The sequence below is a fragment of the bacterium genome (genome assembly GCA_016700035.1).
Classification (GTDB): Bacteria; Patescibacteriota; Saccharimonadia; order CAILAD01.
This window is the reverse complement of record CP064998.1, coordinates 542,899-556,710: the sequence shown is the minus strand read 5'-3', so window position 1 is coordinate 556,710 and position 13,812 is coordinate 542,899. Positions and strand designations below refer to the sequence as shown.

At 45.7% G+C, this 13,812-nt stretch carries 8 protein-coding genes and 1 tRNA gene; 8 read left to right on the top strand and 1 reads right to left on the bottom strand.

The features are described from left to right. The first annotated feature begins 4 nt into the window (after positions 1-4). Both rsmD and IPM44_02725 read left to right on the top strand, forming a co-directional pair. On the top strand, positions 5-547 hold the full coding sequence (gene rsmD / locus IPM44_02730; GenBank protein ID QQS26619.1) for a 16S rRNA (guanine(966)-N(2))-methyltransferase RsmD: 543 nt from the start codon (positions 5-7) through the stop codon (positions 545-547). Positions 548-672: 125 nt separating this feature from the next. Then, positions 673-757, top strand: a tRNA-Leu gene (locus IPM44_02725). A gap of 206 nt (positions 758-963) precedes the next feature. Here the strand turns inward: IPM44_02725 and IPM44_02720 are convergent. Then, the gene (locus IPM44_02720) at positions 964-2,016 is read right to left on the bottom strand and encodes an LD-carboxypeptidase (GenBank protein ID QQS26618.1); all 1,053 of its coding nucleotides are present in this window, start codon (positions 2,014-2,016) and stop codon (positions 964-966) included. A gap of 413 nt (positions 2,017-2,429) precedes the next feature. Between IPM44_02720 and IPM44_02715 the strand changes: the two genes are divergently transcribed. The 6 genes from IPM44_02715 to rpoC all read left to right on the top strand — a co-directional run bounded on the left by IPM44_02715 (position 2,430) and on the right by rpoC (position 13,803). After that, on the top strand, positions 2,430-2,864 hold the full coding sequence (locus tag IPM44_02715; protein ID QQS26617.1) for a hypothetical protein: 435 nt from the start codon (positions 2,430-2,432) through the stop codon (positions 2,862-2,864). A 154-nt stretch (positions 2,865-3,018) separates the two neighbouring features. Then, positions 3,019-4,305, top strand: a complete 1,287-nt coding sequence (gene tig / locus IPM44_02710; protein QQS26616.1) for a trigger factor — start codon at positions 3,019-3,021, stop codon at positions 4,303-4,305. A gap of 16 nt (positions 4,306-4,321) precedes the next feature. Beyond that, positions 4,322-4,930: an ATP-dependent Clp endopeptidase proteolytic subunit ClpP gene (clpP, locus tag IPM44_02705; protein ID QQS26615.1), complete on the top strand. Its 609-nt coding sequence runs from the start codon at positions 4,322-4,324 to the stop codon at positions 4,928-4,930. A gap of 61 nt (positions 4,931-4,991) precedes the next feature. Then, positions 4,992-6,239 carry an MFS transporter gene (locus tag IPM44_02700; protein ID QQS26614.1) on the top strand — a complete coding sequence of 416 codons (1,248 nt, stop codon included), beginning with the start codon at positions 4,992-4,994 and terminating at the stop codon, positions 6,237-6,239. Positions 6,240-6,502: 263 nt separating this feature from the next. Next, the gene (locus IPM44_02695) at positions 6,503-10,003 is read left to right on the top strand and encodes a DNA-directed RNA polymerase subunit beta (protein ID QQS26613.1); all 3,501 of its coding nucleotides are present in this window, start codon (positions 6,503-6,505) and stop codon (positions 10,001-10,003) included. 2 nt (positions 10,004-10,005) lie between these two features. Next, on the top strand, positions 10,006-13,803 hold the full coding sequence (rpoC, locus tag IPM44_02690) for a DNA-directed RNA polymerase subunit beta' (GenBank protein ID QQS26612.1): 3,798 nt from the start codon (positions 10,006-10,008) through the stop codon (positions 13,801-13,803). The last annotated feature ends 9 nt before the right edge of the window (positions 13,804-13,812 follow it).

Below are 13,812 nucleotides of genomic sequence, written 5' to 3'. Positions count from 1 at the left end.
AAGAATGTCTAGCTACACTACCCGCATTACAGCAGGCAATCTGCGCTATAAAATTATTCGCCAACCCGGTGAAGGTACTAGGCCAATTTCACAAAAAGTTCGCCAGGCCATTATGAGTGTGTTGGGTGAGGATCTATCAGGGCTGAAGGTACTAGATTTATACGCTGGCAGTGGAGCGCTGGGATTTGAGGCGTTGAGTCGTGGCGCCGAGAGGCTTACGTCGGTGGAGCGTGCATTGGTGGCGGGCAAATGTTTGCAGGTTAATGCGCAGGAGTTGGGGGTGACGCAGAAGTTTAATTTAGTGCAGGAGTCTGTACCACTTTTCTTGAGTCGTAATAGTAATAAGTATGATATTATCTTTTTTGATCCACCCTATGCTGAGTTTAGCTTGGACATTTGCGCTACTTCGGCGAAAGCTCTGGCTGATGGAGGGGTGCTGGTGGTATCCTGCTCGTCTCAAGAGAAATTAGCTGATATACTAGAGCCTGCTAAACTTGTGAAAACTCGCGAGTATGGCGATACTCAAATTGCGTATTACAAAAACTGAGCCCCTAAATTCAAATTGATAATTTGAGTTTAAAGAGGAGCGTCGCATGGAACGTGTCTTGCTGAGTGGTGTTAAGATAAATTATCGCCACTCAGCAAGACACGAGTGAAATCGTTTGCGACTGAGCGGATGTGGTGGAATTGGTAGACACGCTAGCCTTAGGAGCTAGTGTCGCAAGACGTGAAGGTTCGAGTCCTTTCATCCGCACCAAACTTAAAACACTCCTGTTGGGGTGTTTTAAGTTTGGTTGTGTGAAGCGCAAATCTACTTTGCGCGAAGCTCGTAATCTCAGGCCTTGTCACCTACGTGGGCTGCCTCGTGCTCTTACCACCAGAAAATCCGACCTTTTCAACTAAAAAGAAAGTATAGCGGGGGTCTCAAAAATGGATCAAAGGACGATTTTTCTAGTGGTGGTATTATGGAAGTAAAATATTAACTTTATTATCAACGATTAGTGATATCTCTAGACCAATGGGTAAAGTAAGCATTGGCAGGGTGTGTCCAAAGTCCACATTGTAGGCAATCGGTATACTCCCTAGATTTTTCGACACTATTATACTGGTAATATCTTTCTCCGATATATTGCTACCTTTCTGAAAGCGCCCCATTATAAGACCTTGAAGATTATCTCTAAAGTTTGGCAGTTGCAACAACGACTCAAAACGGCGTGAAACTTCTCTAGCAGTGTAGCCGCCCGCCTCATCATCATCTTCAAGCAAAAAGATAAATGACTCGTCAAACTTGGGTTGATATTCTGTTCCCTGTAGCAAATAAAGTGTTCCGAGATTGCCACCGAGTAGCTTCGCATTCGCTTTGCCTACCTCCAAGCATTGCCAACTTTTTGTCCTATAACGCTTGCTCCCACGTTCGCCCCACGACCTACTTTTTGTAAGTCGTTGGCTTGAACCTTGCATAGCTGATTCGAAGTTATTAAGTGTGTATTGCCATTCCGGCATACGCCCAAATGTTGAAAAATTTGGACCAAGAAAACCTGATACCCCTGTTTTAGCATAGATTGCATTGAGTAGTACGGTAATATCGGAAAAACCAATAAGAGGCTTTGGGTTTGCTCTAACGATTTGCCAGTCAATCAACGGTAATACTTCGTTTGCAGACCAGCCACCGGAGAGCGCCATAACAAGTTTTATATTCTTGTTTTCGTATGCTTCGTTGAGATCCTCGGCTCTATCTTCGCGGGTAGCAGTGCCGAAATGTAAAACATTCTTCACTGATTTTCCATAGGTAACCTTATAGCCGAGCGATTCTAGCCGCTCTTCTGCTCGTTCGTAGTCACGCTGATACTTTCTTTTGCCCCAACTTTGCGACGGAGCAATAACCCGAATCTCATCACCTTTTTCTAGTATCCTCATAATGGTCCATATTATATCAGATACGATAGCTCTACTATCTAATATATGCATTGTTGTAGTCGTATTGCTATCAATAAATTTTAATCCTATTTCGTTCATATCATAACGGTAGGAGATCTGTGCAATAACGAGAGCAACGCTTTTATATTGCGTTACTTTACTTGATAGTGGAGTAGCGACTTAATCTATGAGCTCAGCCAAATCACCGTTTTCGGCGTTTGGCTTACTGTCAAAATCTTCATACAAAACACCGAGTGTTGAAGTAAATATTATCGCCACAGGGTAACAACAAGCTGAAAAGTTTCCAGATTACTCAGCCAAAACGAAGGGTTTACTTCGAGCATGCGACGATATACTACCAAATAGTCCTTTCATCCACGCTTGAATATTGACATACATATAAAAAAATATTAAAATACAAGGCAATTCCTGGTTGGATGACTAGGTGAGCTCTTAATGGGCTAACGGCGGTACTCGGGCGCCACTCCCGGGTTGTACCGAAAGGGGCTCGTATGAGCACCACCAATGCTTATTTCAATGAATTGGCCATGCGCAAGCTGCGCCGCTTGATGGTCGAAGGTTCGATCGTGGGAGGCCCCTCGCGAGAGGAGCTTTTCGATGGACTGAAGTACTTCATGCTTCCGGTTCACGCCGTGAACTTCACGGTTGAGCATCCGGTCTCCCCAGAGACGGTTCGCTTGCGCGGCCGCATCCTCGGCATCGAGCCAGAGGACGGATCTATGGAGAGCTGGATCATTGATATTGAAGTACGCTCGGTTGCCTTTGATGGTGGCTTCTCCGACGACATCGACCCTGTCGGGGTGAGTGCTTACTACAGCACCAAGCGCCGGATTGGCCACTTCCTCGCAGAGGAGCTCACCGTCAGGGATGGTGCTGTCTACCAAGGTGATCGTAAGATTGCCGATCTACCCCCACAAGCCATCTGACCCTTCGGGGGCGCGTGAGGCCTTGAGCCTCAACGGCCGGATACGTTAATTCCGGCCACTTTTTATTTTAAGTACATCATCAAATCTATTATCTAGCACTCACCCACACAGAGTGCTAGATTATTTATCCACAGTCTGGTAGAATTAGTTTATTATGACCAAAGCAACTATTTCCAAGCGGGAACCCGCTGAACTTGAATTAACCGTAGTAGTAACTAAAGAAGAATTGCAGAGTGCTAAAAAGTCGGCCATCGCTAAGCTGAAGGCTGGCGTAAAAGTAGCCGGCTTTCGTCCTGGCAAAGCTCCAGACGAGATGGTGGAGCGCGAGCTTGATCAGGCTAAGCTGCAGCTAGAAGTTGTTGAAAAAGTGCTAGCTGCAACCTACACCGAAGCAGTACAGGGGCATGACATCCAAGCCTTGGCTGAGCCAAAAGTGGAAGTGACTAAGTTTGTGCCGTTTGAAGAAATGGAGTACACGGCTAAGATTTCGATTGTGCCAATCATTGATTATGACTATTCTAAGGTGCGCGTAAATTACAGCCCGCCACAGGTGAGTGATGATGAGGTTAAGACTGCACTGGAAGAATTACAGCGTCAATCGGCTGAGCGCAAGAGCGTGAGTCGAGTAGCTAAAATGGGTGATGAGGTTCGGTTTGATTTTGAGGGAGTGCGTGAAGGCCAGCCAGTTGAAGGGGCCGCCGGGATGAATCATCTCCTGGAGCTGGGTAGCGGTAAGTTTATTCCGGGCTATGAAGAAGAGTTGGTTGGTATGAAAAAAGGTGATGAAAAGACTTTTGATATTACTTTTCCTGAGGATTATCATGCTACCGACTTAGCTGGCAAGGTGGTAACATTTACCGCTAAAGTACACGAGGTACGTGAGATTGTCTTGCCAAAGCTTGACGATGCATTTGCTAAAAGTCTTGATATGAAATTTAATAAGCTGGCCGATCTGAAGAGTGACGTGAAGGAGAATATTCAGATTGGTAAAGATGATGAATATCGCAAAACTTACGAGACGGAGGTACTGGATAAGGTAATTAAAGAAACTAAACTAGCGGTTTCAAAAACCTTGGAAGATAATCAGGCACATGAGCTCGAGCATCAGTATGAGCATCAAGTTGAATCATCGGGCATGAAGTTGGATGACTGGCTTAAAGTTCAAGGTAAAGACCCTAAGGAATTTCATGAAGAACTACACATCGAGGCCCGTCGACGCATCTCGATTGGTCTTTTGATTCGCGATATTATTGAGAAGCAAAAATTTAGCGCTTCAGTTGGTGAAGTAACTGATAGTCTGGAGAAAATGCGCACCAGCTACTCTGATCCAAAGATATTAGCTGAACTAGATCGTGATGAATTTAAGAACGATTTGTCAAATCGCATCGTGACGCAAAAAGCTGTTGATTGGCTCTGCGACCAAGCGAAGCAAGCAAAGTAAAATATTAGGAGGGCATATGGATAAGGTTCAGAACTCAATATTGGTACCAACTGTAATTGAAAAAACTGCCATGGGTGAACGAGCCTATGATATTTATTCTCGCCTTTTGAAGGAGCGGATTATTTTTCTTGGCACTGGCGTGGATGATACGGTGGCAAATTTGGTGATTGCACAGTTGTTGTTTTTGCAGAGCGAGGACTCTAATCAGGATATTACGCTCTATATAAATTCACCTGGCGGGAGTGTGTCGGCTGGGTTGGCCATCTTTGATACGATGGAGCATATCAAGCCGGATGTTTCAACCATTTGTGTTGGTATGGCGGCATCGATGGGGGCTTTTCTTTTAGCGATGGGTGCGAAGGGTAAGCGGTTTGCTTTGCCTAATAGTAGAGTAATGATCCATCAGCCGAGCGGTGGCTTTGAAGGAACAGCGGCCGATATTGAGATTACGGCTAAGGAGATTATCAAAATTCGTGAAAAACTGAACACCCTGCTAGCTGAGCGTTCTGGTCAGAATGTTGAAAAGATTGCCTCTGATTCCGATCGTGACTACTGGATGAGCGCCGATGAGGCGTCAACTTATGGGCTAGTTGATAAGGTAATTACCAAGACGCCAATAAAATAGGGTGAGATACGCTTTTTTTATCTACATAAGTCTCATACAATAGAGGTAATGAAAGTGCGCGATGTATTCTAAGGTTCTCCGGAATCGACAATTCTTAAAGCTATGGGGCGCACAGCTAACTAGTCAGATCGCGGCCCAGTTGCTTAATTACGGCTTATTAATTCGTATTTACGAGATAGCCTCCAAGAGCTCATTTGCTAATAGTTCGGTTTCACTTTTAATAGTGGCAATTGGCTTGCCGGCCATCTTTTTAGCTGTTCCCGCAGGCGCCTATGTGGATCATCGTGATCGAAAGACAATTTTGGTTTGGACGAATGCCTTAAGGGCGTTGTTGGTGCCACTGTTAATATTTATTGATACACAAATTATTGCGGTGTATGTAGTGGTCTTTTTTATATCGGTTTTTTCGCAGTTTTTTGTGCCAGCTGAAGGAGCTGCTCTGCCAAAACTGGTTTCAAAAAAAGAGTTGGTACCAGCTAACTCACTTTTTATATTCACCTTAAATGCTAGTTTTATTATTGGCTACTCACTAGCCGGTCCGGTCATTGCTAACTCGGGTATTCATGCCATTTATATTATTGTTACCATTGCATTTTTGGTGGCCACTGGACTTTCGCTTTTTCTACCGAAAATTCCGGCCGTGCATGAAGGCAAGTTTGATTTTTCCGGTATTATTCGAACTATTACACAAGATTTACACGGTCATTTTGGCCAGATTGTTGGCTCCAAGGTAATCCTTTTCCCGATGATGTTAATTGCTTTGGCTCAAACCATTGTTGGTGTAGTGTCGGCCTTAGCTCCAGCTCTTTCGCAGGCCTTTTTCCAGGTAGGCTTAGAGCAATCTAGCTATTGGTTGGTGATGCCGGCGGGGATTGGCTTAGTTTTAGGGTCGGTATTTGCGGCCAAGCTTTTAGAACATCGCAATAAGGTAAAAGTCATATTCTTCTCGCTATTTTGTGCTTCTGCAATACTGGTGGCGCTACCAATAGTGGGTGGTAACTCCGATGGCACTCCGTTGAAGGTAGCTAGTATGATAATGACATTTAGCTTAGGTGTGTTTAACGCCATGATACTGGTTTCAGCCCAGACACTCTTACAATATGCATCCACCGATCGGTTGCGCGGTCAGGTGTTTGGTACGCTGAATATGATGATCAATATTGCTGCTCTAGTACCGGTTTTTGCGGCCGGTCTTTTGGCTGATACTTTTAATGCTCTGGCGGTGGTTGCTGGGGTGGGGGCTCTACTTTGTATAGTTGGCGTGGTTTTAGTAATGCGATTTCGCGGAATTTCTGCCCGTTACGCTTGACAAGCATAGAATGTACACCATACAATGGTTGTCAAGAGGATGCTTAAACTTTTAGTCAAACGCTATCACATCGAGCTGCAACTTTTGTGTGCAGGCGTTTTTTGTGTTTAGAAACCCCTCGTCGCCATTTCATCCAACAACTTAAATTATAAATAAAAATTACTAAATCGAAGCTGAAGCTCGGCTTATATTGTCGAGCTATCTCTACCTCTATCTTAAAGAGCGGAAGTACCATCATCTTAATTAACTAAGGAGCCTGATAAATGCCTAAACAAGCTAGTGCAAAGCGTGTCTACCTTAAAGACCACACCGATATATTGCCATTACCAAATTTAGTTGAGATTCAACACGCCAGTTATAACTGGTTTGTGCGTGAGGGTCTGGCAGAGCTTTTTGAAGAAATTAGCCCAATTGAAGACTTTACTGGAAAACTCTATGAGCTATCCTTTAAAGATTATCATTATGAACAACCCAAATTGACTGAAGCTGAAGCAAAAGAAAAAAATGCTACTTATGAAGCCAGTCTACGAGCTCAGATGGAGCTACTCATTAAAGAAACTGGTGAGGTTCGGCATCAAGAAATTTTTCTTGGCGACTATCCGGTGATGACTGCCCGAGGAACGTTCATTATTAACGGTGTTGAGCGTGTGGTGGTTTCGCAGTTGGTTCGATCGGCGGGTGTGTTTTTCACAAATGACTCAAATTCTGGGTACTTTGGGGCAAAAATTATCCCTTCCCGTGGAGCTTGGCTGGAAGTAGAGACAGCCGCTAATGGGGTGATGAGTGTCAAGATAGACCGTAAACGCAAGCTTCCTATTACAACACTGCTCCGAGCCTTTGGTTATGGCTCAGATAGTGATCTACTTGAGCTATTTAGTGATGTCGATACTGGTGAGTTGCGTTTTATTACCGAAACTATTGCTAAGGATCCATCTAGCTCCACCGCCGAGGCTCTAATGGAGGTTTATAAGCGCATTCGACCAGGTGATTTGGCTACAGTTGAAAACTCAAAGAGCTTAATTGACTCAATGTTCTTTGACTTTAAGCGCTATGACCTCTCGAAGGTTGGCCGCTATAAGATGAATAAGCGCCTTGGCATGAATGTAAAAAATACGCGTGAAAACCGCGTTTTACGGGTTGAAGACTTTGTTTCTATCTTAAAAGAAGTAATACGTATGACTAATGAAGGTGCGCCATCGGAGGATATTGATCACCTCGGTAATCGTCGTCTAAAGATGGTCGGCGAGTTAATGCAGGCTCGTTTCCGTATTGGGATTGCTCGCATGGAGCGTATCGTAAAAGACCGTATGTCGGTAGCCGATCCAGAAACGGTGACACCATCACTGATGATTAATGTTCGCCCAGTGGTAGCCAGCGTGAAGGAATTCTTTGCTTCGCACCAACTGTCTCAGTTCTTACAGCAAACTAATCCACTTGATGAAATTGTCCACAAACGTCGTCTAAACGCGATGGGGCCAGGTGGCTTAAACCGTGAGCGGGCTGGTTTTGAAGTACGTGACGTACACCGTACTCACTATGGTCGAATTTGCCCAATTGAAACGCCAGAAGGACCGAATATTGGTTTGGTTTCGACTATGGCAAGTTACGCTAAGGTAAATGAGTATGGCTTTATTGAGACACCATACCTGAAAGTGGTTAATGAAGTTACTCCAGCTAAGGCTACTGGCGAGATTGCCCGTCGTCAAATAAAAGACAGTAAAGGTAATGTGATTGTTAAATCTGGTGATAAGATTACCGACGCTACAGCTAAAAAACTTGATAAAGCTGGCATAGAATCTGTTCCAGTTGTAGCACGAGCTACAAAAGAAGTGGTTTATCTTGATGCCTTTGACGAAGAGCGAGCTGTGATTGCGCCAGCTAATACTCGCATTAAAGAAGATGGATATTTTGCCGATAGTATAGTTTCAGCTCGTGGTGTGGGCGGTGAAGCTGCTGAACTTTCAGCCGATGATGTGAACTATCTTGATATTTCATCACAGCAGATAGTCGGTATTTCAGCGGCTCTTATTCCATTCATGGAGCACGATGATGCCCGTCGAGCACTGATGGGTGCAAACATGCAAAAGCAAGCCGTTGCTCTAGTTCGACCTCAAGCTCCGGTGGTGGGGACGGGTATTGAGCGTCGAGTTGCTGAAGACTCAGGCCAGGTTATTCTTGCTGAAGGTGAAGGAGAGGTAACTAGCTCCACCGCTAAAGCTATTTCAGTTAAATATAAAGACGGTAAGTCTAAAACTTATGAACTCATGACCTTTATCCGCTCTAACCAGGGTGAGGCAATGACTCAGCGCTGCGCAGTTTCAGCTGGTGATAAAGTTAAAAAAGGCGATGTCTTGGCCGATGGTATGTCGACCGTGGATGGTGAGTTGGCTCTAGGTCAGAACGTTCTGGTGGCCTTTATGAGCTTTGATGGACATAACTTTGAAGACGCTATTATTATTTCTGAACGTTTGGTTCAGGATGATCGCTATAGCTCTATTCACATTGAAACTTTCCAGATTGATGTGCGTGACACCAAGCTTGGACCAGAGCTTGTAACGCGTGATATTCCAAATGTTGGTGATGAAGCCCTGAAGGACCTCAACGAAGATGGCATTGTACGGATTGGTGCTGAAGTAGCAGCTGGAGAGATTTTGGTTGGCAAGATTAGCCCTAAGGGTGAGACTGAACTCTCTTCAGAAGAGCGTCTACTGCGAGCCATCTTTGGCGAGAAGGCTCGTGAAGTAAAAGACACTAGCTTGCGTATGCCAAATGGTAGCTCCGGCAAGGTGGTAGGAGTTAAGGTCCTGTCTGGTGAGAATGGTGATGATTTGCCTAGTGGAGTGATGCAACAGATTTATGTTGCGGTAGCTGAACTACGCAAGATTTCGGTTGGTGATAAGATGGCCGGACGACACGGTAATAAGGGTGTAATTTCTAAGGTGATGCCAGTTGAAGATATGCCATATCTTGAAGATGGTACGCCAGTGGATATTGTCCTCAATCCACTCGGAATTGGTGCTCGTATGAACATTGGTCAGATTTTGGAAACTCATCTTGGCTGGGCGGCGAATGCACTTGGCTATAAAGTGGCTAGCCCGGTACTGGATGGGGTTGACATTGAAACAATTAAATCTGAGCTTAAGCGGGCTGGTCTGCCAGAGGATGGTAAGGCTCAGTTGTATCATGGATTTTCGGGTGAGCCATTTGATCAGAAAACTACTATTGGTGTGAAGTATATGCTCAAACTTCATCACATGGTTGATGATAAGATCCACGCCCGTTCGACCGGACCATACGCTATGGTGACTCAGCAGCCACTTGGCGGTAAGGCCATGATGGGTGGACAGCGCTTTGGTGAGATGGAGGTTTGGGCGCTAGAGGCCTATGGTGCTGCTCACACCCTTCAGGAAGTGCTAACGATTAAGTCGGATGATGTAATTGGTCGCTCAAAAGCCTATGAGGCCATCATTAAGTCGGAGGAGATAAAAGGTCCACGTGTACCAGAAAGCTTTAATGTGTTAGTGAAAGAATTGCAGTCACTTGGTCTGGCGGTAGAGCTTGAGCATAACCATGTTGAGGTGGACGCTGATGATGTGATTGATAAGGAGATTAACGAAGAAGCAACCGATCTAGCCGATGATGATCTACTGACTGGCACCACCCCAGATGATGCGGTAATAGATCTCACCGAAGATGGTGCTGTAGATGATTTTGAAGTGCTAGCCGAGGCTACGCCAACAGAAACTAAAGAGGAGGAGGTATAGTCATGCAACACGACTTAAACCAACCAACTATCGACTTTACTTCAATTAAGTTGGCTCTAGCTAGTCCGGATCATATCTTGGACTGGAGTCACGGTGAAGTTACCAAGCCAGAAACAATTAACTACCGAACTCAGAAGCCGGAAAAAGACGGCCTATTCTGCGAAAAAATCTTTGGACCAACTAAAGATTGGCAGTGTTATTGTGGTAAGTATAAGGGGATTCGCTACAAGGGCATTGTCTGTGATAAATGTGGTGTTCTCGTTACTCGCTCAATCGTACGACGCGAGCGCATGGGCCATATTCACTTAGCTGTACCGGTAAGCCATATTTGGTTCTTACGTGGTACACCTAGCTCGATTGGCACCCTGCTTAACATGAGTGTGCGTGATTTGGAGCGAGTGACTTATTTTGCCAATTTTATCGTGCAGTCGGTTGATGATGAGGCGCGTGAGAAAGCTCTAGCCGATCTTAACACCGATTATCAGGGGCGTCGCAAGGAGCTGATCACCAAGCATGAAGTCGAAGATGAGTCTAATCTTACAGAAGAAGCAGCAAAAGATTTGGCTGACCTAGAAACCAACTATTTGACAGCTAAAAATGAGCTAGAGTCTCTAGCCAAGAACCAGCTTTTGCCTGAAGGTACTTATCGCGAACTCAATATTAAGTACGGTAATGTCTTTAAGGCTGGGATTGGGGCCGAAGCAATTCGGGCCTTGCTAGAAGAGGTTGAGCTGGATAAGCTAGCTGAAGAATTGCGTGAAGAAGCTGCCACTACTGCTGGTCAGCGTAAGCGTAAGGCACTCAAGCGCCTGAAGGCAGTTGAAGGAATGCAGCAGGCTGGTCTGAAGCCGGAGTGGATGGTGATTTCTGAATTGCCGGTTATTCCACCAGATTTGCGCCCAATGGTCCAGCTTGATGGTGGTCGTTTTGCAGCTTCCGACCTAAACGATCTCTATCGCCGTGTAATTAACCGTAATAATCGTCTGAAAAAACTCTATGACCTGGCCGCTCCAGAAGTGATTTGTCGCAATGAAAAGCGTATGCTCCAAGAGGCAGTTGATGCCTTAATTGACAACAATGCTCGTCGAGAGCGAGCTGTTACGGCTGTTGGTGGATCGCGTAAGAAGCTCAAGAGCTTAACCGACCTTCTCAAGGGTAAGCAGGGACGTTTCCGTCAGAACCTCTTAGGTAAGCGTGTAGATTACTCAGGTCGTTCAGTAATCGTAGTGGGGCCACATCTTAAACTTGATGAGTGTGGTCTGCCAAAGATGATGGCTCTAGAACTCTTCAAGCCTTTTGTAATTTCTAGACTGATTGAGAAAGAGTATGCTCACAATGTAAAAAGTGCCGCCCGTATGATTGAGCGTGCTCGTACGGAAGTGTGGGATACTTTAGAAGAGGTGATTACTGGCAAGTATGTGTTACTTAACCGTGCGCCGACCTTGCACCGACTTTCAATTCAAGCCTTTAAGCCAGTCTTGATTGAAGGTAAGGCAATTCAGCTTCATCCATTAGTATGTGCCGCTTTTAATGCCGACTTTGATGGTGATCAGATGGCGGTACACGTACCGCTCTCAGATGCGGCCCAGAAAGAAGCGCGCGAGATCATGCTGGCTAGCCGGAACCTCTTAAAGCCAGCATCAGGTGAGCCAATTGTCAATCCATCGCACGAAATTGTACTCGGTTGTTTCTATATGACCAGCTTTGACGATGGTGCAACTGGTGAAGGGAAGGCTTTCTCTTCAGCCGAAGAGGCGATTATGGCTTACCAGCAAGATGCGATTCATTTGCGAGCTAAAGTTCGGGTGAAAATTCAGGATGAAGTTTTGGAGACCTCAGTTGGGCGTATTCTCTTCAATGATGTTCTGCCAGAGGGTATGTCGTTCCAGAATGATGCTATGACAAAGTCTAAGCTCAAGGGAGTGTTAGCTAAAATCTTTACTGGCTTTGGTGGTGATGAGACGGCCCAGGTAGCTGACCGGATTAAGGCCATCGGCTATCAGTATGCAACTGAATCGGGCTTCTCATTGGGCATGGATGACTTGCAGACACCAAAGAAGAAAGCTCAGCTGCTAGATGATGCTGAAAAGCGTACTCAGATGATTACCTCTCAGTATCAGCAGGGCTTGATTACCAACGAAGAGCGTAAGGAGCGTACGGTTGAGACCTGGAAAGAGGTTGGTGAGCAGATTGAAGCTGAGCTAACGACTGAACTCAACCCAAATAGTTCCACTCTAGCGATGGACATTGAAAGTGGTGCTCGCGCAACAGTTGGTCAAGCTAACCAGATGGCCGGTATGAAGGGCTTGGTGCTCAACTCAACTGGTGGAACAATTGAGCTTCCGGTAAAGAGTAACTATAAAGAAGGTCTGTCAATTTTGGAGTATTTCATCGCCTCGCACGGTGCTCGTAAGGGACTCACTGATACGGCGTTGAAGACTGCAGAGTCAGGCTACCTCACTCGTCGTCTGGTTGATGTGGCGCAGGATGTGATGATTTCAGCCGATGATTGTGGCGATAAAGAGGGATATAAGGTTCACCTCTCAGAGGCTCAGGCTGCTGGACAGGATAGTTTGGCCCCTTGGATTGTAGGCCGTTATGTTGCGGCTGATGTGAAGGACGGTCGTCGCGTACTAGTGAAAGCTGGTGAGCTAGTCACAGACCAAGCAGCACGTGAGATTGCTGAGGCTGGCATTGAGACCGTTACGATTCGCTCGATTTTGAAATGTAGCTTAACTTGGGGAATTTGTAAGCACTGTTACGGCATTGACTTAGCTCGTGGAGCATTGGTTGAGACTGGTGAAGCAGTTGGTATTATGGCTGCTCAATCTATTGGTGAGCCAGGTACTCAGCTCACTATGCGTACTTTCCACGCTGGTGGTGTGGCTTCGGCTGCCGATATTACGCAGGGTCTTCCTCGTGTTGAAGAAATTTTTGAAGCTCGTAACCCACGTGGTGAGGCAATCCTTGCCGAAGTTGATGGAGTTGTGACACTAAAAGCTACCCAAGGTAAGCAGGTGCTGCGCATTGCTCCAGCTGACTTAAAGATAACTCCGTACGAGCTCAAAGAGGGCATGAAGCCGACCGTTAAAACTGGTGACACTGTAGCTAAGGGTGATGTACTGGCAAAAAATGAGACCGGTAAGCGCACTGTGAAGGCAGGTGCCGATGGAACCATAAAAGTTGGTAAGGCCAAGATTGAGCTGACTCACGAGGGTGGCAATATCAAGGAATACACCCTGCCAGACTACGTCAGCCTTAAGGTAAAAAATGGCGATCTGGTGACGGTTGGGCAGAGACTATCTGAAGGATCGGTAAATCTGCAAGATATGCTCAGGCTGTTGGGTTCTGAAGCAGTTGAGCGCTACATCGTTGATGAAGTGCAGGCTATCTATGCATCGCAGGGTCAGACCATTGCCTCTAAACATATCGAGGTGATTATTCGCCAGATGTTTAGCCGAGTGCGTATCGAAGAGCCTAACGACACTGAGTTTATTACTGGTGATGTGGTATCTAAGACAGCGCTTTGGGAAGCAAATCGTAGCGCTGAGGAGGTTAAGAAGACCCCAGCTACGTATGAGCAGCTCTTAATGCCGATCTCGAAGATTTCTATTTCTTCGGATAGCTGGCTTTCAGCTGCTTCCTTCCAGGAGACTATGAAAGTACTGATTGGTGCTGCTTTGCGCGGGAAAACCGATAAGTTGCGCGGTTTGAAAGAGAATGTGATCATTGGTCGACTGATCCCTGTTGGTACCGGATTTCGCTCAGATGATGACGAATCTGTTGACCAGCTAGATTAAATCTGTTAG